The sequence below is a fragment of the Micromonospora sp. CNZ285 genome, assembly GCF_004637285.1.
Genome location: NZ_SPQD01000001.1, coordinates 4,944,652 through 4,970,540, shown reverse-complemented (window position 1 = coordinate 4,970,540; position 25,889 = coordinate 4,944,652). Strand labels below are relative to the sequence as shown.

General features: G+C 74.2%; 21 protein-coding genes. 13 read left to right on the top strand and 8 right to left on the bottom strand.

From position 1 onward, the window contains the following. Positions 1-32 precede the first annotated feature (32 nt). From nth to CLT75_RS22650, 4 genes are all read left to right on the top strand, one after another. Positions 33-812: an endonuclease III gene (nth, locus tag CLT75_RS22665; protein WP_135242367.1), complete on the top strand. Its 780-nt coding sequence runs from the start codon at positions 33-35 to the stop codon at positions 810-812. Next, positions 812-1,414 carry a TlpA disulfide reductase family protein gene (locus CLT75_RS22660; RefSeq protein WP_135242366.1) on the top strand — a complete coding sequence of 201 codons (603 nt, stop codon included), beginning with the start codon at positions 812-814 and terminating at the stop codon, positions 1,412-1,414. Before nth ends, CLT75_RS22660 begins: the two co-directional genes overlap by 1 nt. Continuing rightward, positions 1,411-2,103 carry an NUDIX hydrolase gene (locus CLT75_RS22655; protein ID WP_135242365.1) on the top strand — a complete coding sequence of 231 codons (693 nt, stop codon included), beginning with the start codon at positions 1,411-1,413 and terminating at the stop codon, positions 2,101-2,103. Before CLT75_RS22660 ends, CLT75_RS22655 begins: the two co-directional genes overlap by 4 nt. 76 nt (positions 2,104-2,179) lie before the next feature. Further along, entirely contained in the window at positions 2,180-3,358 is a 1,179-nt protein-coding gene (locus tag CLT75_RS22650; protein ID WP_135242364.1) for a MarP family serine protease, read from the top strand. Between the two features lie 15 nt (positions 3,359-3,373). Here CLT75_RS22650 and CLT75_RS22645 read toward each other — a convergent pair whose 3' ends face one another. From CLT75_RS22645 to eccCa, 4 genes are all read right to left on the bottom strand, one after another. Continuing rightward, positions 3,374-4,099 (bottom strand): phosphatase PAP2 family protein, encoded by a 726-nt coding sequence (locus CLT75_RS22645; RefSeq protein ID WP_135242363.1) that lies wholly within the window; start codon positions 4,097-4,099, stop codon positions 3,374-3,376. A gap of 30 nt (positions 4,100-4,129) precedes the next feature. Next, on the bottom strand, positions 4,130-4,921 hold the full coding sequence (locus CLT75_RS22640) for a phosphatase PAP2 family protein (RefSeq protein ID WP_135242362.1): 792 nt from the start codon (positions 4,919-4,921) through the stop codon (positions 4,130-4,132). Between the two features lie 40 nt (positions 4,922-4,961). After that, the gene (gene mycP / locus CLT75_RS22635; RefSeq protein WP_135244097.1) at positions 4,962-6,254 is read right to left on the bottom strand and encodes a type VII secretion-associated serine protease mycosin; all 1,293 of its coding nucleotides are present in this window, start codon (positions 6,252-6,254) and stop codon (positions 4,962-4,964) included. A 109-nt stretch (positions 6,255-6,363) separates the two neighbouring features. Then, on the bottom strand, positions 6,364-10,302 hold the full coding sequence (gene eccCa / locus CLT75_RS22630) for a type VII secretion protein EccCa (RefSeq protein WP_135242361.1): 3,939 nt from the start codon (positions 10,300-10,302) through the stop codon (positions 6,364-6,366). 105 nt (positions 10,303-10,407) lie between these two features. Between eccCa and eccD the strand changes: the two genes are divergently transcribed. After that, positions 10,408-11,790 (top strand): type VII secretion integral membrane protein EccD, encoded by a 1,383-nt coding sequence (gene eccD, locus CLT75_RS22625; protein WP_135242360.1) that lies wholly within the window; start codon positions 10,408-10,410, stop codon positions 11,788-11,790. 55 nt (positions 11,791-11,845) lie between these two features. Here the strand turns inward: eccD and CLT75_RS22620 are convergent, their stop codons facing one another. Further along, positions 11,846-12,352, bottom strand: a complete 507-nt coding sequence (locus CLT75_RS22620) for an inorganic diphosphatase (protein ID WP_013288994.1) — start codon at positions 12,350-12,352, stop codon at positions 11,846-11,848. A 472-nt stretch (positions 12,353-12,824) separates the two neighbouring features. Between CLT75_RS22620 and dacB the strand changes: the two genes are divergently transcribed. The 3 genes from dacB to tilS all read left to right on the top strand — a co-directional run bounded on the left by dacB (position 12,825) and on the right by tilS (position 16,494). Further along, the gene (gene dacB / locus CLT75_RS22615) at positions 12,825-14,294 is read left to right on the top strand and encodes a D-alanyl-D-alanine carboxypeptidase/D-alanyl-D-alanine endopeptidase (RefSeq protein WP_209310481.1); all 1,470 of its coding nucleotides are present in this window, start codon (positions 12,825-12,827) and stop codon (positions 14,292-14,294) included. A gap of 66 nt (positions 14,295-14,360) precedes the next feature. Then, positions 14,361-15,428 carry a zinc-dependent metalloprotease gene (locus tag CLT75_RS22610; protein ID WP_135242358.1) on the top strand — a complete coding sequence of 356 codons (1,068 nt, stop codon included), beginning with the start codon at positions 14,361-14,363 and terminating at the stop codon, positions 15,426-15,428. A 136-nt stretch (positions 15,429-15,564) separates the two neighbouring features. Then, positions 15,565-16,494 carry a tRNA lysidine(34) synthetase TilS gene (gene tilS, locus CLT75_RS22605; RefSeq protein ID WP_209310480.1) on the top strand — a complete coding sequence of 310 codons (930 nt, stop codon included), beginning with the start codon at positions 15,565-15,567 and terminating at the stop codon, positions 16,492-16,494. A gap of 211 nt (positions 16,495-16,705) precedes the next feature. Here the strand turns inward: tilS and CLT75_RS22600 are convergent, their stop codons facing one another. Further along, positions 16,706-17,665: a helix-turn-helix domain-containing protein gene (locus CLT75_RS22600; protein ID WP_135242356.1), complete on the bottom strand. Its 960-nt coding sequence runs from the start codon at positions 17,663-17,665 to the stop codon at positions 16,706-16,708. A gap of 150 nt (positions 17,666-17,815) precedes the next feature. Here CLT75_RS22600 and CLT75_RS32745 point away from each other — a divergent pair, with 150 nt between their 5' ends. From CLT75_RS32745 to folE, 4 genes are all read left to right on the top strand, one after another. After that, positions 17,816-17,953, top strand: coding sequence for a hypothetical protein (locus CLT75_RS32745; protein WP_167796943.1), 138 nt, complete (start codon positions 17,816-17,818; stop codon positions 17,951-17,953). Between the two features lie 99 nt (positions 17,954-18,052). Continuing rightward, on the top strand, positions 18,053-18,628 hold the full coding sequence (gene hpt / locus CLT75_RS22595; RefSeq protein WP_013288988.1) for a hypoxanthine phosphoribosyltransferase: 576 nt from the start codon (positions 18,053-18,055) through the stop codon (positions 18,626-18,628). Positions 18,629-19,061: 433 nt separating this feature from the next. Beyond that, positions 19,062-21,074 carry an ATP-dependent zinc metalloprotease FtsH gene (gene ftsH, locus CLT75_RS22590; RefSeq protein ID WP_135242355.1) on the top strand — a complete coding sequence of 671 codons (2,013 nt, stop codon included), beginning with the start codon at positions 19,062-19,064 and terminating at the stop codon, positions 21,072-21,074. 86 nt (positions 21,075-21,160) lie between these two features. Next, a complete protein-coding gene (gene folE, locus CLT75_RS22585) occupies positions 21,161-21,778 on the top strand; it encodes a GTP cyclohydrolase I FolE (RefSeq protein WP_013288986.1) in 618 nt (205 codons plus the stop codon). Positions 21,779-21,831: 53 nt separating this feature from the next. On the opposite strand, the gene CLT75_RS22580 is transcribed toward folE, so the two are convergent. Further along, positions 21,832-22,533: a hypothetical protein gene (locus tag CLT75_RS22580; RefSeq protein WP_135242354.1), complete on the bottom strand. Its 702-nt coding sequence runs from the start codon at positions 22,531-22,533 to the stop codon at positions 21,832-21,834. Further along, on the bottom strand, positions 22,530-25,112 hold the full coding sequence (locus tag CLT75_RS22575; protein WP_209310479.1) for an FtsK/SpoIIIE domain-containing protein: 2,583 nt from the start codon (positions 25,110-25,112) through the stop codon (positions 22,530-22,532). Before CLT75_RS22575 ends, CLT75_RS22580 begins: the two co-directional genes overlap by 4 nt. A 213-nt stretch (positions 25,113-25,325) precedes the next feature. Here CLT75_RS22575 and CLT75_RS22570 point away from each other — a divergent pair, with 213 nt between their 5' ends. Beyond that, positions 25,326-25,889: a hypothetical protein gene (locus CLT75_RS22570; protein WP_135244096.1), complete on the top strand. Its 564-nt coding sequence runs from the start codon at positions 25,326-25,328 to the stop codon at positions 25,887-25,889.

Below are 25,889 nucleotides of genomic sequence, written 5' to 3'. Positions count from 1 at the left end.
GAGCGTCGGCCCCGCGACGTAGGCTGGCCGACGTGACCACGCGTTCCCCCGAGACCGACCTCGGTCGTACGCGCCGCGCCCGGCGCATCGGCCGTGTGCTGACCGAGACGCACCCCGACGCGCACTGTGAACTCGACCACGCCAACGCGCTGGAGCTCGCAGTGGCGACGATCCTGTCCGCCCAGTGCACCGACAAGAAGGTCAACGAGGTCACGCCGAAGCTGTTCGCCCGCTACCGCTCCGCAGCCGACTACGCCGCGGCGGACCGCGCCGAGCTGGAGGAGCTGATCCGGCCCACCGGGTTCTACCGCAACAAGACCAGCTCTCTGATCAACCTGGGGCGGGCGCTCTGCGAGCGGTACGACGGCGAGGTGCCCGGGCGGCTCGACGACCTGGTGACCCTGCCGGGAATCGGCCGCAAGACCGCGAACGTCATCCTCGGCAACGCCTTCGGCGTCCCCGGCATCACCGTCGACACGCACTTCCAGCGGCTGGTGCAGCGGTGGCAGCTCACCACCGAGACCGACCCGGTGAAGATCGAGCACGCGATCGGCGCGCTCTACCCGAAGCGCGACTGGACGATGCTGTCGCACCGGGTGATCTTCCACGGCCGCCGGGTCTGCCACGCCCGCAAGCCCGCCTGCGGCGCGTGCACGCTGGCGAAGCTGTGTCCCGCGTACGGTACCGGGCCGACCGAGCCAGCCGCCGCGGCCAAGCTGCTCAAGGGCCCCCGGGCCCGTGACCTGGCGGTGGCCGTCGGCCTCGATCCCGACCTGGTGCCGCAGCAGGCGGCCGCGGCGGACGTGCCGTGATGCGCCGGTTCGCGTACCTTCTCGTCCCGCTGCTGCTGGCAGCAGCGGGCTGCACCGCCACGACCGAGGAGCCGGAACGTCCGGCGCCGGCGACCCGGGCCGAGCGCCCCTCGCCGTTCGCCGACTGCGCCCCGCTGACCGTCGCGCCCGCCGCCGCGTCCCCGACGCCCGCCGGGAAGGCCGGGGACCAGCTCCCCGACCTGACGTTGAACTGCTTCACCGGCGGCGCGCCGGTGAACCTGCGCGACGTCAAGGGCCCGGCGGTGATCAACGTGTGGGCGTCCTGGTGCCCGCCGTGCCGCAAGGAGCTGCCCGCGTTCCAGCGGCTCAGCGAGCGGGCCGACGGCCGGTTCCAGGTGATCGGCGTGAACAGCCGGGACAGCCGCGGCGGCGCGCAGTCCATCGGCGAGGACTACGGCGTCGACTTCCCGATGCTGCTCGACCAGGGCGACGCGTTCCAGCGCGCGCTGGAACGCAACGCGTTCCCGCTCACAGTGCTCGTCGACGCCGACGGCCGGATCCGGCACACCGACGCGACCGGCGCGCTCGACGACGCCCGCCTCGCCGCGCTGCTCGACCGTCACCTCGGGGTGCGGGTATGACCCGACGGCCGCCGGGGTGGTTCGACCCGCTGCTGGGCCGGCTCGGCAGCGCGCGGGCAGAGGACTTCACCCGCATCGTCACGCCGGAGAGCGGCGGCCGGGAGAGCGCCGTGCTGGTGCTGCTCGGCGAGGAGCCCGGCGCCGGGCCGGACGTGCTCGTCCTCCAGCGCGCCGCGACGCTGCGCAACCACGCCGGACAGCCGGCCTTCCCGGGCGGGGCGGCCGACCCGGAGGACGCCGACGCCCGCGCCACCGCGTTGCGCGAGGCGAACGAGGAGGTCGGCCTCGACCCGGGTAGCGTCACCGTACTGGCCGAGCTGCCCCGGCTCTGGATCCCGGTCAGCGACTTCGTGGTCACCCCGGTGCTCGCCTGGTGGCACGACCCGCACCCGGTGCACCCGCGCGAGCCGGCCGAGGTCGCCCACGTGGCCCGGCTGCCGGTCACCGAGCTGGTCGACCCGGACAACCGCATGCGGGTACGCCACCCGAGCGGCTGGATCGGTCCCGCCTTCTCCGCGCGCGGCATGCTCGTCTGGGGCTTCACCGCAGGCGTGATCGACCGGCTGCTGGAGATGGGCGGCTGGTCCCGGCCCTGGCCGCACTCGCGCGTGGTGGACCTGCCGCCTGTCGACGCCACGCCCGCTCCGTCGGCGGGCACCGAGGCGGCCGACGAGAGCCCGGTGCGGTGATCACCCGTACGCATCCTCGGGTCACGTTCCGCGAGCGCTGAGCCGAGCACGGGCCCCGGGCCCGTACCCTTGGGGCGTGTCCGCCGTGGATCTCGTCCTTCTCCTGCTCATGCTCGTGTTCGCGATCAGCGGATACCGCCAGGGTTTCGTCATCGGGGCCCTGTCGTTCTCCGGCTTCTTCCTCGGAGCGCTGCTCGGCCTCCAGGTCGGGCCGCTGATCGCGCAGCAGTTCGCGGCGAGCGGCACACGCGTGCTGATCTCCCTGGTGGCGATCTTCGGGCTCGCGGTGCTGGGGCAGGCGCTGGCCGGCTGGCTCGGCTCGAACCTGCGGGCCGCCATCACCGGCCCGGCCGGCCGGAAGATCGACGACGTCGGCGGCGCGTTCATCTCGGTCATCGCGGTCATGCTCGTGGCGTGGCTGGTCGCCGTGCCGCTCGGCTCCTCCTCGGTGCCGTGGCTGGCCTCCTCGGTCCGCAACAGCGCGCTGCTCACCGTCGTCGACCAGGTGCTGCCGGACAAGGCGCAGGACTTGTCCACAGCGCTGCGCGACACGGTCGACACCAACGGCTTCCCGGACGTGTTCGGCGACCTCGCGCCGACCCGGGCCCGGCAGGTCGCACCGCCCGACCCGGCGCTGGCCAACTCCCAGGTGGTACAGAACAGCAGGCGGTCGGTGGTGAAGGTGCTCGGCTCCGCGCCGAGCTGCTCGCGCCGCATCGAGGGCTCCGGTTTCGTGTACGCCGACGACCGGGTGATGACCAACGCGCACGTGGTGGCCGGCACCCGCTCCGTGGCTGTGGAGTTGCGCGGCGAGCGGTACGACGGCGAGGTCGTCGTCTACGACCCGGACCGGGATCTGGCGGTGCTCTACGTACCCGGGCTGCCCGGGCCGTCGCTGCGCTTCGCCGCCGGACCGGCCGCCACCGGCGCCGACGCGATCGTGCTCGGCTTCCCGCTCGACGGCCCGTACGACGCCCGCCCGGCCCGGATCCGCGACGTCGACCGGATCACCGGCCCGGACATCTACTCGGCCGGTGACGTCAACCGGGAGATCTACACCATCCGGGCGCTGGTGCGCAGCGGCAACTCCGGCGGCCCGCTGGTCTCCTCGAACGGTCTGGTGCTCGGCGTGATCTTCGCGGCGGCGGCGGACGACCCGAACACCGGCTTCGCGGTGACCGCCGCCGAGGCGCGTCCGGTGGCGCTGGCGGGCGCGGAGCGTACCCGGGGAGTGGACACCGGCGACTGCACCTGAGCCGGCCGGCGGCGCTCAGCCGCCCGCCGGTGCTCCCGCCGGTGTCGCCTCGTCACCGGTGCGGGACAGCGGCAGATGGGCGCGACCCCAGGTGAGCGTGCGGTCGAGGACCGCCCGGGCCATGATCGCCACGCAGACGCCGCCGTTGAGGAACGAGGCGACCACGTCGCTGGGGTGGTGCATACCCCGGTACATCCGGGTGAGCGCCACGCCGATCGGTACCAACACCAGCAGCGTCCACCAGCCGACCTTGGCCGGGGTGCTGCGCGCCCGCAGCGCCAGCAGCACCGCGAGACCGACGTAGAGCGCTGTCGCCGCCGAGGTGTGCCCGGACGGGAAGCTGGACGTGGGCGGCGAGGCGTCCATGTGCGCCACGGCCGGGCGGTTCCGGTCGATGACCATCGTGGTGAACAGGAAGATCAGCGCCTGCGCGGTCACCGCCGCGCACAGGAACAGCGGCTCCCGCCAGCGGTGCAGCACCAGCCGCAGCACCAGCGCCGCCAGCACGGTGACCACGACGATCATCTGGGTGCTGGCGAGCGTGCTGAACACCAGCGAGACGTCGTTCCACCCCGGCGTCCGGTCGCCGGCCAGCTCCCGGTTGACGGTGTCCTCCACGGTGAACGGCCAGGTGCGTGCCAGTACCCGGGTCACCAGCAGGCCCAGGCCCACCATCAGCGCGAAGAGCAGGGCCAGCGGCAGCAGGACACGCCGGGTGACTCGGATCACGACATCGGGCATGGGCTCGCCTGTACCCGGATGCGCGCCCGGCTACGCCCGGCCGCCCTCCGGCCGCTGGTCGGCCAGCTCCGGCTCGACCCCCTCGCGCAGCGGACGCGCGGACGGCCGCCCGGACCCGCTGCGCCAGGTGGCGAACGCCGCCGCTGTGGCGGCCACCACGGCGGTCCCGAGCACCCAGCCGCCCACCACGTCGCTGGTCCAGTGCACGCCGAGCGCGATCCGGCTGAGCCCGGTCACCACCGTCACCAGCAGGGCGGCGGTCCACAGCGCGATCCGGCCCGGGCGGCTGTCCCGCACGAACGGCAGGAACACCAGCAGCAGCACACCCGCCGCGAGCGTGGCGTTGAGCGCGTGGCCGGACGGGAAGGAGTAGCCGGCGGCCCGGGCCACCGGGTCGAGCAGATCCGGCCGGTCCCGGCCGACGAGCAGCTTGAGAAGCGCGCCGAGCAGCCCGCCGGCGACCATGGTGACCACCACCCAGACCGCGAGCCGGGGCGCGCCGCGCCGGACCAGCCAGACCACCACCACGACCGCTGCCACCCGCAGCGGGCCGGGCCCGAACACGTGCGTCCAGACCGTCATCACCGCGACCCAGGCGGGATGGTCCTGCGCGTACCCGTGAAACGCGTCGGTGATGGAGGCGTCCCACCGCAGCAGGGGCGGCCAGGCGCCGAGCACCAGCAGCGCGATCAGGGCGAACGGCACCAGCACCAGGAACGCCGCGACCACCGTCAGGGTGAGCCGCAGCCCCAGCGAGTGATCGCGGTCGAGGCGGCGGTGCCGCCACGACCGGCGCGTGACCGTCGCCCCGGTGGTGTCCATGCGCATTCCCCTACCCCCCGGAGGGCAGGGTCAGACCGGTTCAGCGACGGGTCTGCCGGAACCGGCGAACCATCAGCGCGGTACCGGTGACGAGCGCGACGAACAGAGCCAGGCCGGTCCAGAGCCGCTCCGGGGCGGAGACGTCCGTCTGCCCGGCCGGCCGGGCGGTCCAGCCCTCCGCCGTACGCCCGAGCGGGTCGCCGCCGCGGCCCGCCGCGGCGGCCCGGGTGTCCGGCCCGTCGCCTGGTGCCGGCCCGAAGCCCACCACGCCGGGGGAGGCGTTGTCGTCGAGCGGGTTGTGGACCACCGACGGCACGTCGCCGGTGAGCGCGGCCACCGGGTCGACCAGGCCGTAGCCGAACCGGTCGTCCCGCCCGGTCGGGCCCAGATCCCGGGCGGTGCTGATCAGCCGGTTGACCACGTCCCCGGCCGACATCTTCGGGTATCGCGAGCGGACCAGCGCCGCCGTCGCGGCGACGAGCGGCGCGGCGAAGCTCGTCCCCTGCACCCGCCAGTAGCCCTCCGGGCGGGCGCCGTAGAGCCCGGTGGCCGGGGCGCTGAGGACCGTTTCGTGACCCGTGATCGAGCCGGACCAGAGGTTCTCGCTGGTCCGCTCCAGCCCGGTGACCGCGAGCACGCCCGGTTCCCGGGCCGGGTACCAGACGTCTGTGGTCGTCGAGGTGGCCAGATTGCCGGTGCAGGCGACCACCACCACGTCCCGGGCGAACGCGTAGTCGAGCGCCGCGGCCAGGGCCGGGTTGTCGCTGCTGCCGCCGAGCGACAGGTTGACCACCTGGGCGCCGTTGTCGACCGCCCAGCGCACCGCCTTGGCGATGATCAGCGCGTCGTCGTAGCGGTTCTCGGCATCGAGGACCCGGACCGGGAGGATCTTGGCGTCCGGCGCGAGCCCCGCCACGCCCCGGTCGTCGTCGGACCGCCCGGCGATCAGCCCCGCCACCGTGGTGCCGTGCCCCACCGGGTCCGGGCCGTCCGAGCCGTCCGGCGTCACCAGATCCAGGCCGGGCAGCACCTGACCGGCCAGGTCGGGGTGGGAGCCGTCCACACCGGAGTCGATCACCGCGACCACCACTCCGCGCCCGGTCGACGTGCGCCACGCGGTCTTCGCCCGCAGCTCCTCCAGCTGCCACTGCTCGTCGCGTACCTGGTCGGTGCGCAGCGGACGGTCGGGGGCCAACCAGGGCCGCGCCACGGCGGCCGAGGCGGCGGGCGCGGCGTGTGCCGGCGGTGCCAGCGGACCGGCCACGGTGACCAGTGCCGAGGCGGCGGCGAGCAGCGCGCGTCCGGCGAGACGCCGGGGCGGCCCACCGGGCAGTCCCTGCCGATCCCCTGTCACATTCCCCAGCCGTTCGGTCGCGTCAGACACATGCTGCACGGAGATTACCGGTTGCCCCGGCCGTCACGGGGCAACTCGGCCAGCCTGATCACCCGGGCGGGAGATACGCCAACTGCACCAGGCGCACCCCCTCCCGGCGGGTGACCAGACGCGCCCGGCCCGGCGGCAGCGGCCCGGCCTTCACCTGGCCGACGAGCGTGCCCTCCTCCGGACCGCCCGACATCACCAGCCCGGCCGTGGACAGCTCGCGCAGCCGCTGCACGATCGGCTCGTACGCGGTCCGCCCGGCACCGCCGGTCCGCCGCGCCAGCACCAGGTGCAGCCCGACGTCCCGCGCGTGCGGCAGGTGGTCCTCCAGCGCCCGCAACGGGTTCGTCGGCCCGCCCGCCACCAGGTCGTAGTCGTCCACGAGCACGAACAGCTCCGGCCCCTTCCACCATGACCGGCTGCGCAACTGCGCCGGGGTCACCTCCGGCCCCGGCTGCCGCCCCTGGAGATAGCCGGCGGCCGACTCGATCAGCTCGGCGGTGTGCGGCGCGGCAGTGCCGTACCCGATCAGGTGCGGGGTCTCGATCACGCCCATCAGGCTGCGCCGGTAGTCCACAAGCATCACCCGGGCCTGCTCCGGGGTGAACCGGTTGACGATCGAGGTGGCGAGCGCGCGCAGGAACGACGACTTGCCGCACTCGGCGTCGCCGAAGACCACGAAGTTCGGCTCGGTGGCGAAGTCCAGCACCACCTGGGACAGGTCCGCCTCGGCCACGCCGATCGGGAACGCCAGCCCGCTCGTCGCGTTCTGGTCCAGCTCGGCGTACGGCAGCACCGGCGGGAGCAGCCGCACCCGGGGCGCGGGCGGGCCGCTCCACGCGCCGGCGACCGCCTTGACCAGGTCGGCGGTCTCCGCGCCGAGCGCCTCGACGCGGGGTTCGGCGGTGAGGAAGTGCAGGCCGCCCGCCGTGATGCCGCGCCCCGGCCGCTCCTCCGGCACGGTGGCCGCCAGCGCGCGCTTGACCACCACCGAGTCGGCCGGGTCGCCGAGACGCAACTCCAGCCGGGAGCCGAACAGGTCGCGGATCGCCGGGCGGAAGTCCGACCAGCGCAGCGCGCTCGCCACCACGTGCACCCCGTACGCCAGGCCCCGGGTGGCGAGCTCGGTGACCAGGGGTTCCAGATCCTCGTACTCGCCGCGCAGCGTGTTCCAGCCGTCCACCACCAGGAACACGTCCCCGAACGGGTCCGGCGCGCCCGCCGCCCGCCGCCGTCGCCACGCGGTCATCGACTCCACACCGGCCTCGGCGAAACGCCGCTCCCGCTCGGCCAGCAGACCGGCGACCTCGCCGACGGTACGGCGCACCGCCGTGCCGTCGGTCCGCCCGCTGACACCCCCCACGTGCGGCAGGTCGCGCAGCGTGCCGAGCGTCCCGCTGCCGAAGTCGAGGCAGTAGACCTGCACCTCGGCCGGGGTGTGGGTGAGCGCGAGCGCGCAGACCAGGGTGCGCAGCAGACTGGACCGCCCACTGCGGGTGGTGCCGACCACCGCGACGTGCCCGGCCGCGCCGTCCAGCGCCAGCCAGAGCAGGTCGCGCCGCTGCTCGAACGGCTTGTCCACCACCGCCACCGGCACCTGGAGCGCCCCGTGCAGCTCCGGATTCGCCACCATGATCCCGCGTACCGGGTCGGCGCCGACCGGGCCGAGCAGCTCGTCCAGGGCGGGCGAGGCGTCCAGCGGCGGCAGCCACACCTGGTGCGCGGGCGGGCCCTGCCCGGCCAGCCGGTCCACGAGCAGGTCCAGCAGCGTCTCGCCGCTGTCGTCCTCGGCGGGCGGTGCGACGGGCGCGGGCGGCTCGGGCACCGGGACCAGGTGGGTGGAGAACGCGAGCACCCGTGCCTCACCGGCGCCGGACGCGCCCGCCGCCCCGCCGCGCCGGCGGACCGCGCCCGAGACGTACGCGGCCTTGAACCGGACCAGCGGGTCGGTGCCCGAGCGCAGGTAACCGTGCCCCGGGCTGCGCGGCAGCTCGTGCGCGTCCGGCACGCCCAGCACCGTCCGGGACTCCAGCGCCGAGAACGTCCGCAACCCGATCCGGTACGACAGGTGCGTGTCCAGCCCGCGCAGCCGCCCCTCCTCAAGCCGCTGGCTCGCCAGCAGCAGGTGTACACCCAGCGACCGGCCCAGCCGGCCGATCTGCACGAACAGGTCGATGAAGTCGGGCTTGGCGGACAGCAGCTCGGAGAACTCGTCGCAGATCAGCAGCAGCGACGGCAGCGGGGCCAGCGGCGAACCGGCCGCCCGGGCACGCTCGTAGTCGCGCACGCTCGCGAAGTTGCCGGCCCGGCGCAGCAGCTCCTGCCGGCGCATCAGCTCCCCGTTTATCGCGTCCACCATCCGGTCCACGAGCGGGAGCGCGTCGGCCAGGTTGGTGATCACGGCGGCGGTGTGCGGCAGCCGCTCGAACGGCGCGAACGTGGCACCGCCCTTGAAGTCGACGAGCACGAAGTTGAGCTGCTCCGAGCTGTGCGTGGCGGCCAGCCCGAGCACGAGCGTGCGCAGCAGCTCCGACTTGCCCGAGCCGGTCGCGCCGATCAGCAGGCCGTGCGGGCCCATGCCGTCCTGCGCCGACTCCTTCAGGTCGAGGTCGATCGCCCCGCCGTCGGCGCCCACCCCGATCGGCACCCGCAGCCGGTCCCGCGCGGCCCGGGGCGCCCAGCCCTGCTCGGCGGTGAAGCTCTCCGGGTCACCGAGACCCAGCAGCTCGGGCAGGCCCAGCTCGGCGCCGGGCGGCGCGTCCGGTCCGCGTACCGTGCCGGCCAGCCGCAGCGGCGCGAGCCGCCGGGCCACCGCCTCCGCGTCGGCGGGCGCCAGCGCGTCGGCGGCGCCCACCTCGGCATGCCCCTCCGCGGAGTGCGAGTGCAGCCGGCCGTCGACCAGGTCGAGCAGGAGCGCGTACCGGTCGAGCAGCCGGGGCGGCGGAGTGTCCAGGTCGAGCACGGTGACCGCGTCGATGCCGCCGTCACCGGCCAGGTCGGTCGCGCCGGTCAGGTCGCCGCCGTCGAGCACCACCACGACGTGCGGCCCGTCGGTGGCGGTGCCGTGCGGGCTGAACCGGGACCGGGCGCCGAGTACGTCGTCGAGCAGCCGTTCCAGATCGGCGGCGGAGCTGGTGACCAGCCGCACCGGGCCCAGCGCGTCGGTGCGGGCCGGATGGTGGGCGTGCGGCAGCCACTTCACCCACTCCCAGGCGTTGCGGCGTTCCGGCCCGGCGCAGACCGCGATCAGCAGCTCGTCCGGCGCGTGGAAGACGGCGAGCTGGGTGAGCACCGCCCGGGCCAGCGCCTGCGCGGCGGGCGAGCCGGCGCCGCGTACCGGGCCGGCCGGGCCGCGCACGAAGACCCGGGCGAAACTGCGCAGCGACAGCGCCACCGGCAGGTCCGGCACCACCGAGTACGCGTCCAGGAAGCGCCGCAGCGCCCCGGCCGTCATCGGCTCCAGCTCCTCCAACGGACGGGTAATCGGCGGGACCAGCGGGGTGGCGAGCGTCTGCGGGCCCACACCGACCCGGACCACGGCGAAGTCCGGGTCGCCCGGCCGGCGCTCCCAGACCCGGTGACTGTCGACAGTCGACCAGAGCCGCGCCGGCTCGGGATGGCGGTAGGACAGCCCGGCCCGCTGCGCGCCGGCGGTCTCCCGCACCCGGCGCCGGAGCGTGGCCAGGTGACGCAGGTACTCCCGGCGGGCGGCCATCAGCTCGGACTTCTTCGGCCCGGCGCTGCCCCAGGTGGTTACCAGCATCGCCAGCGAGGAGAGGCCGAACATGCCGCCCACCACGTACGAGTAGGCGCCGCCGCCGCGGCCGAACATCATCGCCATGGCCACCGTCCCGCCGAGCATCGGCAGCACCATCAGCGCCTGCTGCCAGCGCCCACCGGCGGCGGCGGGGATCTCCGGCGGCGCCTCGACGGGCAGCTCACCGACCGGGATCTCCGGTGCCGGGCGGCGTGGCGGCCGCTTGATGACGACAGTGGACACTCACCCTCCCCGGAAGTGGCTCTGGGTAACCCGAGCCTGGCTCATCGTAGGTAAAGTCCTCTCGTCCGTCAGCCCACTCCCTCCGCTCGATATGGAGATGCCTCGATGACAAGCGGGCTCGCCCGGGTCACGATCAGCGCGCCCAGGCGGCGGGTCGACGTGGCCCTTCCGGAGCAGGTACCCCTGGCCGAGCTGCTGCCCGAGGTGCTCCGGCACGCCGGTGAGGGGCTGGCCGACGACGGGGAACGGCACGGCGGGTGGGTGCTGCGCCGGACCGACGGGGCGGTGCTCGCCACCGCCCAGGCGCTGCTGCCGCAAGGAGTGCGCGACGGCGAGGTGCTGCACCTGGTACCGGCCCGGGCGCAGTGGCCCGAGCTGGAATACGACGACGTGGTCGAGGCCATCGTGGACGGCGCCCGGCGCCGGGGCGCCGCCTGGTCCGGCCGGGCCACCCGGGCCGCCGCGCTCGCCGGTGCCGCCGTACCCCTGGCCGTCGGCCTGGTCGCCGTGGTCGCGGCCGGTCCGGGCGCGCGCGGCTGGCCGGTCGCCGCGGCGGTCGCCCTGATCCTGGTGCTCACCGCCACCGCGGCGTCCCGGGCGTACGGCGACGGCCCGGTCGGCGCCACGCTCGGCGGGTACGCGTTGCCCTGGGCCGCGGTGGCCGGTGCGCTCGCTGTCGCCTCCGGCGATCCGGTCGGCCCGATCCCCGGCCTGCGCTGGGTGGGCGCCCCGGAACTGCTGGTCGGCTCGGTGGCGCTGCTGCTGGTGGCGGTGCTCGGCCTGCTCGGCGTGGCCAGCCGGTCCCGCGTCTTCGTGGCCGGGGTGACCGTCGGCCTGGCGGGCGTGGCGGCAGCGCTCGGCGGGCTGCTGCTCGACCCGGACGCCACCGCCGCCGTCCTGCTCGCCGTGCTGGTGTTCGCGCTCGGCGGGCTGCCGCTGCTGGCGATCCGGGTCGGCAAGCTGCCGCTGCCGCCGCTCACCCTGCCCAGCCCGGCCGGTACCCGGGACCTGCCGGACCGGGGCCGGGTACACGCGGCGGTGGCGCGCGCCGAGGAGGTGCTCACCGGGATGCTGCTCGGCCACGCGGTGCTCGCCGTGGGCGCGGTCGCGGTGCTCGTCGCCGTCGGCCGGACCGCCGGGCTGCTGCTCGCCGCCGTCGCCTGCGGGGTGCTGCTGCTGCGCTCCCGGCTGTTCGTGGCGGTACGGCACCGGGTGCCCGCGATCGTCGCCGGGCTGGCCGGGTTCGCCCTGCTCGGCGTGGTGCTGGCGGAGCGGGCCGGTCCGGGCGCGCGGCTCGCGCTGACTGTGGGCGGGCTGGTCCTGGCGCTGACGGCGGTCACCGCCGGGGCCACGTACGCCCGGCGCCCGGTCTCCCCGTACCTCGGCCGGCTGGCCGACCTGACCGACACCGCGCTCGTGGTCGCGGTCGTGCCGGTGGCCTGCGCGGTGCTCGACCTCTACGACCGGGCCCGCGACCTGCTCGCCTGAACACGCGGAGGCCCGGGTCGCGACGCGCGACCCGGGCCTCCGCCAAGCGTGAGTGTCAGTGCAGCGTCTCGCCGCGCTCCTCGGCCTCCTTGGCGCGCCGGTACGACGCGGCGATCTCCGCCTCGGCCTCGACCCGGCCCACCCAGGTCGCGCCCTCGACCGACTTGCCCGGCTCCAGGTCCTTGTAGACCTCGAAGAAGTGCTGGATCTCCAGCCGGTCGAACTCGCCCAGGTGGTGGATGTCGCGCAGGTGCTCCTGACGCGGGTCCTCGTAGGGCACGCAGAGGACCTTGTCGTCGCCGCCCTTCTCGTCCGTCATCCGGAACATGCCGATGGTGCGGCAGCGGATCAGGCAGCCCGGGAACGTCGGCTCCGGCACCAGCACCAGCGCGTCCAGCGGGTCGCCGTCCTCGCCCAGGGTGCCCTCGATGAACCCGTAGTCGGCCGGGTACTGCGTGGAGGTGAAGAGGGTGCGGTCCAGCCGGATGCGGCCGGTCGCGTGGTCTACCTCGTACTTGTTCCGGTGACCCTTGGGGATCTCAACCGTGACGTCGAAATCCATCTTCCACGCTCCCTCGTTTGCCCACGCTGGCTAACGGCAACCAGCGGCTCACCCCCGGCGCGGGGTGAACGCCCCCCGTCGGCTCCGGCCGCCGCATAGTGTTCGGACCGAAGTAGTGTCGCCCAAGGCGATTTCGAGCGGGGAGGAGGGGGCCGTGGGGAGGGAAGATTCACACTACCGCCCCGAGAGGGTTGACGGACGCGGGTCCGCCGGTTCCGGTTCCGGCGGGGCCACCGGACGGGTGTCCGTCCCGGGGGCGAACGTGCCTCATCGTCCCTCGCCGGCCACCGGGTCCGCCCGCGTCGGCCCGCCGCACCACGGCTCCGCCCCACCGCCCCACGCCTCCGGTCCGGCGAGCGGCTCGGCCCGCGTCGGCCCGCCGCAGGACCCGACAGCGCCGGTGAGCTGGCCCGGCGCGCCGGACCCGATCCCGGTCAGCCCGCCGGTCCCGCCGATCGGCGCCGCGCCGCCCGTGCCCTCCGGGCCGCCCCCGGGCCGGCCGCGACGCCGCCTGCGGCTCGTCGCGGCGCTCGCCTGCGTGCTCGTGCTGGCTTTGGCGGTGGCCGGGCTCGCGGTGCTGCGCCCCGGCCCGGTCGCCGGGTGGCTGGGCGACGACGACAACACGGGTACGGCGGTCGCCGCGCCGCCCGAGCCCACGCCACCGGCCGTGCTGGCCGGGCCGGACGGCAACGCCCCGCTGCCCACCGAGGCCGGCATCCGCACCGCCCTCGACCCGCTGGTCCGCGCCGCCGCGCTCGGCGACCGGGTGCACGTGTCGGTGGCCGACGTGAGCACCGGCCAGGCGCTCTACGGCAGCGGCCAGGACACGCCCACCGTGCCCGCCTCGGTGACCAAGCTGGCGACCGGCGTGGCGGTGCTCGCGGCGCGCGGCCCGGCCTACCGGATCCCGACCCGGGCCGTGGCCGGCGCCAACCCGGGCGAGGTGGTCCTGGTTGGCGGCGGCGACCCCACGCTCGCCGTGGACAAGAACGGCTTCTACCCCGGCGCGGCCCGGCTGGACGACCTCGCCGCCCAGGTGCGCGACGCGCTCGGCGGCACCGCGCCGACCAAGGTGATCGTCGACTCGTCGCTGTTCAGCGGCCCGGTCTTCGAGCCCGGCTGGGACGCCGACATCCCCACCGGCGGCTTCGGCGCGGCGATCACCGCGCTGATGACCGACGGCGCCCGGAAGAACGCGGCGGAGGCACGGCGCACCGCCGAGGAGACCAACCACGCCGCCGAGCGGGTGCCGCAGCCCGACCTGACCGCCGGCCGGCAGTTCGCCAAGCTGCTCGGCCTGACCGGCGGCGCCGCCCAGGTGAGCCGGGGCACCGCGCCGGCCGCGTCCGGCGCCACGGGTACGGCCCCCGGCGCCGAGCTGGGCACTGTCGAGTCCCTGCCGATGATCCGGCTGGTCGACATCATGATCAGCGACAGCGACAACGTGATCGCCGAGGCGATGGCCCGCCAGGTGGCGCTCGCCAAGGGCAAGCCCGGCTCGTTCGTCGGCGGCGCGGCCGCCACCGACCAGGTGCTCGGCGAGCTGGGTCTGCCCGCCGGCGAGATCAGCCTGGCCGACGGCAGCGGGCTGTCCCGCACCAACCGGATCAGCCCCTCGCTGCTCACCGACCTGATCACGCTCGCCGGCAACGGCAGCCACCCCGAACTGGCAGCGATCTTCGGCGGACTGCCGGTCGGCGGCTGGTCCGGCACGCTCGACGAGCGCTACCGGGCGGCGGCGACCCGCGCCGGAGCGGGCGTCGTCCGGGCCAAGACCGGCACGCTGAGCGGCGTCAACGCGATCGCCGGCACGGTGACCACCGCCGACGGCCGGCTGCTCACGTTCGCCGTGCTCACCGACCGGACCCAGGGCTCGCTGGACGAGACCCGGGCGGCGCTGGACCGGATCAGCTCCGCGCTGGCCGGGTGCGGCTGCCGCTGACCGACGGGCGTCGATCGGCTGGCGCGAGCCCGGGTGGGGGTGTTCGGGCGCGGGTACGGTGGGTTCATGGCGCAGTTCGTGGACTGGGATCTGGCCGCCGCGACAGCGGGGGCGCTGAGCAAGTCGGGCCCCCGGGTGTCGTACGCCGCGGCCACCGACGTGGTCGGCGACCTGCGCCGGCTGACCGACGAGGCGGCCGGTCACGTCGCCGACTACACCGGCCTGCGTGCGCAGGTCGCGCACCCGCCGGTACGCGTGGTCGACCGCCGGGACTGGGCGGCGGCGAACATCGCCGGGCTGCGTGAGGTCGTCTCCCCGCTGGTCGAGCGCCTCTCCGGCGACAAGCGGCCGGGCGCGCTCACCGAGGCGATCGGCTCCCGGGTGACAGGTGTGCAGGCCGGCACCGTGCTGGCGTACCTCTCCGGCCGCGTGCTCGGCCAGTACGAGGTCTTCGCCGGCGACCCCGGCCAACTGCTGCTGGTGGCGCCGAACATCCTCGAGGTCGAGCGGAAGCTCGGCGCCGACTCGCGCGACTTCCGGCTCTGGGTGTGCCTGCACGAGGTCACCCACCGCACCCAGTTCACCGCCGTGCCGTGGATGCGCGCGTACTTCCTCGGCGAGGTGCAGGCGTTCGTGGACGCCTCCCAGGGCGGCGAGCACCTGCTGGAACGGCTCCGTCGCGGCGTGGCGACGCTCTCCGACGCGGTCAAGGACCCGGAGAGCCGGGCCAGCGTGCTGGACATCGTGCAGACCCCGGCGCAGCGCGCCGTACTGGACCGGCTGACCGCGCTGATGACGCTGCTGGAGGGCCACGCCGAGTTCGTGATGGACGGCGTCGGTCCGCAGGTCATCCCCAGCGTCGAGTCGATCCGGGCGGCGTTCAACCGGCGCCGCGAGTCCGGCAACCCGCTGGAGAAGGCGATCCGGCGGCTGCTCGGTATCGAGGTCAAGATGCGCCAGTACGCCGAGGGCCGCAAGTTCGTGCACGGCGTCGTCGACCGGGTGGGGATGCAGGGCTTCAACAAGATCTTCTCGTCCCCGCTGACGCTGCCCCGCCTCGACGAGCTGGGCGACCCGGACGCCTGGGTGTCCCGCGTACACGGTCCCGCCGGTGCCACCCCGCCCGTCGTCTGATCCGGCCGGTTCGGCTGGTCCGGCCGATCCGGTCGGTCCGGCTTCTTCCGCGGGGTGGACTGATTCCGGCGCTCGGTCGCGTCGCTCGCCGTCGCCCGCTCCCGTCGTCGCCGCCGTGCGGCTCGCCGTCCGCCGGATGCTGACCGGTCTGCCCGGCACCGGCCCGGTGCTGGTGGCCTGCTCCGGCGGCGCCGACTCGCTCGCGCTCGCCGCCGCCACCGCGTTCGTGGCCCCCCGGCTCGGACGGCAGGCCGGCCTGGTGACAGTCGACCACGGCCTGCAAGCCGGGTCCGCGGAACGGGCCGAGGCGGTCGCCGGCTGGGCCCGCGCCGCCGGGCTCGACCCGGTCGACGTGCTTCCGGTACGCGTGGACGGCCGGCCCGGCGGACCCGAGGCGGCTGCCCGCGAGGCCCGGTACGAGGCACTGATCGCCGCCGCCCGCCGCTACGACGCGGCCGGGGTGCTGCTCGGGCACACGCGCGACGACCAGGCCGAGACCGTCCTGCTGGCGCTGGCCCGGGGCGCCGGACCGCGCGGGCTGTCCGGCATGCCGGAGCGGCGCGACGTCGACGGGGTACCCCTGTTGCGCCCGCTGCTCGACGTTTCGCGCACCGACACCCGGGCCGCCTGCGCCGCGCTCGGGCTCGACCCGTGGGCGGACCCGCACAACGCCGACCCCGCGTACGCCCGGGCCCGGGTCCGGTCCGACGCGCTGCCCGCACTCGTCGACGCGCTGGGGCCGGGGGTGGTGGCGAACCTGGCCCGTACCGCCGGGCTGCTCGCCGCCGACAACGCCGCGCTCGACGCGCTCGCCGACACCGCGCTCGCAGACGTCCGGACCGCTGACGGTGGGCTGTCCGTCGCCGGGCTCGCCGGGTTGCCGGCCGCCGTCCGTACCCGGGTGCTGCACGCCTGGGCCCGCGAGCTGGGCGCGACACCGGCCGCCCTGTCACACAGTCACGTGGTGGCGCTGGACGCCCTGGTCACGGCCTGGCACGGACAGGGCCCGGTGCACCTACCCGGCAACCACCAGGTACGCCGCCAGGCAGGCCACCTCCTGCCCTGACAGCGCGGCCGCCCCGCCCTTGCCCGCCCCCGGCCCGGTTGATCAAGGACTTTTGGTCACGTTCCGGCCCTCCCCAGCCCGCAAACTCCTTGATCACCGCTTCCGGGGGTCGGCCAGGGGCGTCGATCATGAAGTTGACGGGGAGAAAACGGGGGCGGAAAGCGCGGTCAACTTCATGATCGACGAAGCGGGGGTGGCGACGTGGGGTGGGTCAGGTGGTCTGGCGGTCTCGGAAGGTGGTGCGGTAGGCCAGCGGGGTGGTGCCCACGCGGCGGGTGAAGTGGTGCCGCAGCGCCGCCGCGTCGCCGAAGCCGGCCTGCTCGGCCACGCCCTCCACGCTCAGCGAGGTGTCCTCCAGCAGGTGCCGAGCCAGCAGCACCCGCTGGTTGGTCACCCAGTCGTGCGGGGTGGTGCCGGTCTCGGCGCGGAACCGGCGAGCGAAAGTCCGGGGCGCCATCCCAGCGCGTGCCGCAAGCTCGTCCACTGTCACCTGCCGGCGCAGGTGTCCCATCAGCCACTCCAGCACCGGTTCCAGCGTGGGCGCCTCCGGTGCCTTGGGGATCGGTGCCTCGACGTACTGCGACTGGCCGCCGTCGCGGTGCGGCGGCACCACCATCCGGCGGGCCAGCCGGGTCGCCACCGCCGAGCCGTGCTCCTGGCGTACCAGATGCAGGCAGGCGTCGATGCCGGCGGCGGTGCCGGCGCTGGTGAGCAGCCGGTCGTCCTGCACGTAGAGCGAGTCGCACTGGACCCGGGCGGCCGGGAAGCGCCGCTGGAGTTCGTCGGTGTACCGCCAGTGGGTGGTGCAGTCGCGCCCGTCGAGTACGCCCGCCTCGCCGAGGACGAACGCGCCGGCGCAGACGCTGAGCAGCCAGGCGCCCCGGTCGGCGGCGCGGCGCAGCGCGGTGAGCACCGGTTCGGGTACCGGGGTGCCGTCGGCGTGCGCGGGCACCGCCACCAGGTCGGCGTCCTCGACCGCGCCCAGGTCGGCGGTGGGGGTGAGCAGGAACCCGGAGCGGCTACGGACAGGGCCGCCGTCGGCGGTGCAGACGTCGAACCGGTATCCGGGGAAGTCGTCGGCGGTGCGGTCGGTGCCGAAGACCTCGGCGAGCACGCCGAGTTCGAACGCGGCGACCTGGTCCATGGCGATGACGGCGACCGAGCGGAGCATGTGACGAGGGTAACCCGACAGGTGGCAGGAAATCGATGCCTGATGACATTCCTGCCACTGTCCGGATCGGTCGGTGGCCCGCAGAATCAATGGTGTCCGGTGCGCACCGGCGGCGAAAACAGTCTCAACCATGCGAAAGCGAGCGCCGCCATGACCGTTCTGCTGCTCCTGCTCTTCCTGCTCCTCCTCGTCGGCGCCAGCGCCCTCGGGTTCACCGCCGACACCCGCGACTCGGCCGACTGGAAGCCGAGCGACGACGGGCAGCGCTGGCGCTCCCGTACCTGCTGAGGTGATTTATTCAGTTCGCGCCGAAAATCCCCGGCGGGACCGCGCCAAAAGGGGCGGCCCCGCCGACGGCGGCGCGGGGGCGTACGGCAGGCTAGGAGCATGGCTGACGGCTCCTGGTACGACGCCGACATCGACCACGTGATCATCTCGGAGGCGCAGATCCGCGACAAGACCGCGGAGCTGGCCAAGCAGGTCTCGGCGGACTACGCCCACGTCGAGGACGGCCTGCTGCTCGTGTGTGTGCTCAAGGGAGCGGTCATGTTCATGGCCGACTTCGCCCGCGCGCTGGGCCGCCAGGGCCCGCCCGCCGAGCTGGAGTTCATGGCCGTCTCGTCCTACGGCCAGGGCACCACCTCGTCCGGCGTGGTTCGCATCCTCAAGGATCTGGACCGGGACATCGCCGGCCGCCACGTGGTGGTCGTCGAGGACATCGTCGACTCCGGTCTGACGCTGTCCTGGCTGCTGCGCTACCTGGAGTCGCGCTCCGCGGCGAGCGTCGAGGTGGTCGCGCTGTTCCGCAAGCCGGACGCGGTCAAGGTGCAGGTCCCGGTCAAGTACGTCGGGTTCGACATCCCCACCGAGTTCGTCGTGGGCTACGGGCTCGACTTCGGCGAGCGGTACCGCGAGGTGCCCTACGTCGGGGTGCTCAAGCCCGAGGTGTACGCCCGGGCCTGAGGCTTTGCCGAGCCCTTCGTCAGCTGACATTCAGCGGGCTCTCAGTCTTCCGGTCTACGGTAGGAGCCGGTGACGTGGAGGCACCCTCCACGCCCGGCCCCTCGAACCGCGTGACCGTGCGGTGTGGGCGGGCCGGGTGGGAGCTCCCCGCCACGCCGGCTCAAACCCGGGTTCGCCCTACGCGTAAGTGCCGGGCTCGCAAGCTCACTTGTCGCGCGCGCCGAGGTTCCGAATGTGCGCGACTGCGGGGCTCGCAAGCTCACTCCTCGCGCGCACGGTGTACCGTCGAATGACCGTGGTGCGGCAGTTTGCGTGCCCCGGGGGTCGGGCCGGCCCGCACGGCGGCCCCGGCCGCCGCTCAAGGCGGCGACACCATTCAGACGGTCAGGACGTCGATCAGGAGGATGCGGGCGCCTCGGCACCCGACTACAGCATGGAACGTACGCGTTTCTTCCGCCGACCGGTGGTCTGGATCATCCTGGTCATCCTCGGCGCCGTTGTGCTCAGTCAACTGTTCACCGCTGGTCCCAGCTACCACCGGGTGGACACGTCCGTCGCGCTCGACCAGCTCAACAAGGGTGGCATCGAGAAGGTCGTCTTCCAGGACAAGGAGCAGACGCTCCAGCTCGACCTGAAGGACAAGGCCAAGTTCGACGGCGACACCACCACTGACAAGATCGAGGCGCAGTTCCCGTACGAGGTCGGCGGCCAGGTCTGGAACCAGGTACGCGAGGCCGAGGCGGCGGACCGCATCACCGGCCCGGTCGACACCAAGGTGTCGTCGGACAGCATCTGGGTCAGCCTGCTGGTCAACCTGCTTCCCATCGCGCTGCTCGTGCTCCTGCTGCTGTTCTTCATGTCGCAGATGCAGGGCGGCGGCTCCCGGGTGCTCAACTTCGGCAAGTCCAAGGCGAAGATGATCACCAAGGACACGCCGAAGACCACCTTCGCTGATGTCGCGGGTGCGGACGAGGCCGTCGAGGAACTGCACGAGATCAAGGACTTCCTGCAGAACCCGGCGAAATACCAAGCCCTGGGCGCCAAGATCCCGAAGGGCGTGCTGCTGTTCGGCCCGCCCGGTACCGGTAAGACGCTGCTGGCCCGCGCGGTCGCCGGCGAGGCCGGGGTGCCCTTTTACTCCATCTCCGGCTCCGACTTCGTCGAGATGTTCGTCGGTGTCGGCGCCAGCCGCGTCCGCGACCTGTTCGAGCAGGCCAAGTCGAACGCCCCGGCGATCGTCTTCGTCGACGAGATCGACGCTGTCGGCCGCCACCGTGGCGCCGGCATGGGCGGCGGTCACGACGAGCGGGAGCAGACGCTCAACCAGCTGCTTGTCGAGATGGACGGCTTCGACACCAAGGGCGGGGTCATCCTGATCGCCGCCACCAACCGGCCGGACATCCTCGACCCGGCGCTGCTGCGCCCGGGCCGGTTCGATCGGCAGATCCCGGTCGACGCCCCCGACATGGAGGGCCGCAAGGCCATCCTGCGGGTGCACGCCAAGGGCAAGCCGTTCACGCCCGACGTCGACCTCGACGCGGTCGCCCGGCGTACCCCGGGCTTCAGCGGCGCCGACCTGGCCAACGTGATCAACGAGGCCGCGCTGCTCACCGCTCGTAAGGAGCAGCGGGCGATCACCAACGACTCCCTGGAGGAGTCGATCGACCGGGTGATCGCCGGCCCGCAGCGCCGGACCCGGGTGATGAGCGACCAGGAGAAGAAGATCACCGCGTACCACGAGGGTGGGCACGCGCTGGTCGCCTGGGCGCTGCCGCACGCCGCGCCGGTGCACAAGGTGACCATCCTGTCCCGGGGTCGCTCGCTGGGTCACACGCTCGTGCTCCCCACGGAGGACAAGTACACCCAGACCCGGGCCGAGATGATCGACACCCTGGCGTACGCGCTGGGTGGCCGGGCGGCCGAGGAACTGGTCTTCCACGAGCCGACCACCGGCGCCGGCAACGACATCGAGAAGGCCACGCAGCTGGCCCGCGCGATGATCACGCAGTACGGCATGAGCTCCAAGCTCGGTGCGATCAAGTACGGCACCAGCGGCGACGAGCCGTTCCTCGGCCGCAACATGGGCCACGAGCGGGACTACTCCGACGCGGTGGCCGCCGAGATCGACGGCGAGATGCGTGCGCTGATCGAGCTGGCCCACGACGAGGCCTGGGAGATCCTGGTGGAATACCGGGACGTCCTGGACAACATGGTCCTGGAGCTGATGGAGAAGGAGACGCTCTCCACCGCCGACATGGCCCGGATCTGCGCGCGCGTGGTCAAGCGCCCGCCGATGGCGCCGTACCACGGCTTCGGCAAGCGTCAGCCCTCCACCGAGCCGCCGGTGCTCACGCCAGCCGAGAAGGAGGCGCTGGCCGCGCAGGCCCGCGCCGACGCCGCCGCCTCGATCGGTGGTTCCAGCAACAACTCGGACGGTACGCACTGAACAGCGATCCGACGACGGCCGGCTCCCACCACAGGGAGTCGGCCGTCTCCGCGACCGAGCCCGACGGGGACGACGCGCTCGACTACGTGGCCGCACGCCTGATCAGCGGCAAGCTCACCGGTGGCCCGGTGGAGGACAGCGTCGACCTCGCCCGGATCGAGAAGGCGGTCCGCGAGATCCTCATCGCTGTCGGCGAGGACCCGGACCGCGACGGCCTTCAGCAGACGCCGGCCCGGGTGGCCCGCGCGTACGCCGAACTCTTCGCCGGCCTGCGCGTCGATCCGGCCCAGGTGCTCCGCACCACGTTCGAGGCCAACCACGAGGAACTGGTGCTCGTCCGGGACATCGACGTGATGAGCCTCTGCGAGCACCACCTGCTGCCGTTCCGGGGCAGCGCGCACATCGGCTACATCCCCGGCCCGGACGGCCGGATCACCGGCCTGTCGAAGCTGGCCCGGCTGGTCGAGGTGTTCGCCCGCCGGCCGCAGGTGCAGGAGCGGCTCACCTCGCAGATCGCCGACCTGCTGATGTCCAGCCTCGCCCCGCGCGGCGTGATCGTGGTGCTGGAGTGCGAGCACATGTGCATGGCGATGCGCGGTATCCAGAAGTCCGGCGCGAAGACCATCACGTCCGCCGTGCGCGGCGGCCTGCAGAACGACGCGAAGTCGCGGGCCGAGGCGATGGCACTGATCATGGCCCGCTGACCCTCGACCGGCACCGACGGCCGCGTACTCCCGCCCGGGAGGCGCGGCCGTCGTCAGTCGGGCAGCATGGCGAGCAGCAGTCCGGCGGCGGTGAGCACCGCCGGGACCAGGCAGACCAGGGCGCCGAAGCGGGGTGTCCGGTCCACCCGGTCGGTGGGCCGCGGGCGGAAGACGCGCCCCACCGCGAGCCAGCCCAGCATGAACGCGACAGCCGGCAGCGGCAGCCCCACGAGGAGCGCCAGCACTGTCACCGGTCCCGGACCGGCGACCGCGTACAGCAGCAACTGGAGCAGCGGCACCACGAGCGCCAGTGGTCCGTACACCAGCAGGTTGCGGGGCCGGGACGGCCACCGGGCCAGCCGCGGCAGGCCGCGAGCGCTCAGCGTGTCGTCCGCGGCGTCCGCCCAGTCCCCGGCCGCGCGCAGCGCCGCCAGCACCGCCGACGGTCCGCCCGCCATCGACCGGGCCGCCTCGGTCACCTCCGGCGGCGTCGGGACCAGCGACATCGCCGGTACGCCCAGATCACGCAGCCGGGACTGCTGCGGCGCCAGCCGTTCGCGTACCGCGGTCAGCTCCTCGCGGGCCGCGGCCACCGACCGCGCCTGCTCCCCGGCCGCGGTGGCCGCCGCCCGGCGTACGCCGTCGAGCGCCCGCGCGGCCGCGACGTACTCCGCCCAGGCCGACTCGGCGGGGTCCGCCACTGTGGTCGGCCCACCCGAGCGGGGCCCCGGTACGGCCGTGCCGGTCTCACTCATGCCGCCCCCTCCCCGGCGCGGTCCGTCACCTGCGGGACCGGCTCGACCCGCGCGGTCGCCACCTCGGCCGTGCCGAACGGCACGAAGACGGTGCCCTGCTCGTCCGGGCCGTCCCAGAGCACCGCGCGACAGGGCCGGGGCCGCCACCAGACCGGACGGTCGAAGAGCTGCTCCAGCCGGCCGCCCGGCACGTCGGTGACCGCCACGGCGGTGAGCTTGTCCACCTCGCCCTCCGGACCGAGCAGCCCGGCCAGCGGAGCCGGTGTCCGCCACCAGCCGAGCAGGTGCCGCCCGGCCGGCGGGCCCTCCAGCAGCAGCGTCCGCAGCAGGTCCGGCGGCAGCTCGCCGGCGTCCGGCACGTCCAGCCCGAACACCACGAGGTAGCCCGGCTCGTCCGACTCCATGGCGGTCCGCAGCCCGGCCGCGTCGACGGTCTCCACCCGGTGCCGTCCGGCCAGCTCGGCGGCGAGCACCCCGGCCGGCTCGGCCGACCCGTTCGCCAGCGGCGCCAGCACGAACCGGGCCGCGCCCGGATGCGCCGCAGCCGCGCTGCGTACCGCAGTCACCAGCAGGCGCTCGGCCTCCTCGTCCCGCCCCAGGACGGCCAGGTTCCGCCCCGCGCCCGGCCCCAGCGGCACCGTCACCGTGGACCGCCGCACGTCCACCGCCCGGCCCAGCAACGCGGCGGGCGCGTGGGCCCGCCCGGCCAGCGCGGCCCGGTGCCGCGGGTCGTTGGCGAGCAACGGGCGGGCGTACCCGGCGAAGACCACCGGAGGCGTCACCGACTCGCCCCGCGCCTCCCACAGCCGTCGCCGCAGGCCGGTCAGTACCTCGGGATCCTCGTACGGATCCGGGAAACGGATCATCCGCTCATGCCCCCGGGTCGCGCCCCGCGGACCGCCCAGGCCACCCGCCGTGTTCACCACCGCGCTGCCCACCGGCAGCCCGGCCGCCGAGTCGTTCGCCGGTTCCAGCACCGCCGAACCGCCGGGCAGCGCCACCCGCACCGGGAACTGGCCGAGCAGCGGGTCACGCGGACCGCCGATGCCCAGGTCACCCTCGCCGGCCAGCACCAGGTGGATCCCGTACGACCGGCCGGCGCGGGCGAGCGCGTCCAGCCGGGCCAGCAGGTCGGCGGCGAGCCGGTCCCGCTCGCGCAGCGCCAGCGGGAAGTTGTCGACCACGCAGACGATCCGGGGCAGCGGCTGGTGCTGCCGCAGCTCGGCGTAGCGCTGCCCACCGGCCCGCCGGGACGCCTCCTCGCGCCGGCGCAGCTCCGCCTCCAGTTCGCCGAACAGGTCGGCCACGTACTCCCGGTCGGCGGCCATCCCGGCGGCACGCACCTGCGGCACCCAGGAGCGGTCCCGCTCGGTCTGGAGGAACTCCACGAACGACTCACCGTCGGCCAGGTCGGCCAGGTAGAGCGCCAGCTCGTCCGGGCCGTACCGGGTGGCGAGGCCGAACAACGCGTCGGTCAGGAACGCCGACCGGCCCGCCTGACCTCGGCCGCTGACCAGCCAGTGCGGCGTCAGCTCGGTGAAGCCCAGACTGACCGGGCGCCCGGCGGCGTCACCCACAGTGGTGCTCAGTCCGTCGGCCGAGCCGGCCGTCCAGAACCCGTCGGCAGGCAGCAGGTCACGCAGGGAGAGGCGGGAGCCGTCCTCGATCTGCCGGGCCAACCGCGCGCAGACAGCGGCGACCAGGTCGGCGGGCGGATCCTCGTCGAGGAACACGGGCGAGTTCAAGCCGCCCGGCGGCTCGGCGCCCGGACTGCTGAGGCCGGCGCCGGGCGGGTCACCGACCAGCGCGTACGCGGTGCGAACAGTGACCGCTGTCGCGCGTGGCAGCGGGCTGCCGTCCGGCCAGCCGGCCAGCACCAGATGCAGCCCGGCGCGCGGCCCACCCTCGGCCAGCCCGGCGAGCCGGTCCAGGTCGGCGGTGGTCGTACCCTCGGGCAGCGCGGCGACCACGAGCAGCAGCGTCCGGTCGTGCCCGCGCTGCCGGGCCGTCCCGGCGGCCACCCACTGCTCCGCCTCGGCCAGCACCGCGCGCATCCCGGCGAGGTCGGTGGCGGGCGGGGGCAGCAGGCCGGCGTCGGCGAGCGGCGCGTAACCGGCGAATGTGTCACCGGAACCGCCGTCCACCGCGCGGGCCAGCAGCGCTCCCGCCGGCGTGGCAGCGAAGACGCGCAGCAGCAGCGCGCGGAGCAGCCCGGCCACCCGGGCGTCCGAGGCGTCGGCGTCGAGGCTCACATGGCCGCTGCCGAGCAACGGCACCAGCGCGGGGAAGCGGGCGTCGTCGAGCGGCGACGCGGTACCGACCCGGACCAGCGGTGGCAGGCCGTCACCGGGAGGCGTCGCCGCGGTCAGGGTCTCCAGCGGCCCGCCGGCCCAACCGGGCGCCGCCAGATCGGCCGCCGCGCGGAGGCGCTCGGCCAGCTCGTACTGCCGGTGGTGGTCGGCAGGCGCGGGCCGGATCTCGTCGAGGATGCCCGCCGCCGCCGTCGCGGCGGCCTCGGCCCGGCGGTGCAGCGCGGCGGCCCGGCCGGCGCGCGCCTTCGGAGTCGCCACCGCGTCCACCTCTCTTTCCGAGGCCGACATGTCCTCCCCGAGGTGTGACGGTAACCCAGGCGGCGGCCGTCCACCGGGATGTCGGTCGGCGCGGTGAGCTGGTCGGCGGTGAGCAGCCTCACCCCGCCGCCGGTCGGCGTCCGCCCGGCGGTTCGCCACGATCCGCCGGTTCCAGGCATTGGGTACGCGAGGCGCAGCCGATAGCCTCAGGAGGTGGAATCAGTGCAGCCCCCCGCCGGTTCCCAGGTGTCCCGAGTACCGGCGCAGCGAACCCCGCCGGAGCAGTTGGCGCCCCCAGCGCCCGCTCCCGCTCCGGTACGCCCCAAGCGCCCGGTGCGCACAGTGCTCGCTGTCGTCGCGGGGGTGCTGGCGGTGCTGTGCACTGTCGGCGGAGTGGTCGGGTTCGTGTTGTACGACCGCGCGACCGCCCCGGACCGAAGCGCCCCCGACGTCGTTGTAGCCAACTACATCCGGGCCTACCTTATCGACCGGAACGACACGAAGGCCCAGGAATTCACTTGTAATGACAGTGACGGGATCGGTGGCATGCGTGATCTCAGGACCGAGCTTGAGCAGCGCGAGGCCAACTTCGGCGTCTCGATCAAAGTGAGCTGGGGCCCGTTGCTTCAGGCCGATAGTGGATCGGGCGAATCGGTTACCACGACACTTGCCATCTCCAGCTCAAAGGATGGCCAATCGGTAAGCAGCCGTCGGGAAACGTGGCGATTCGACTTGACGGACAACAAGGACGGCTGGCGCGTCTGCGGTGCGAGTAAGGTCGGCTGA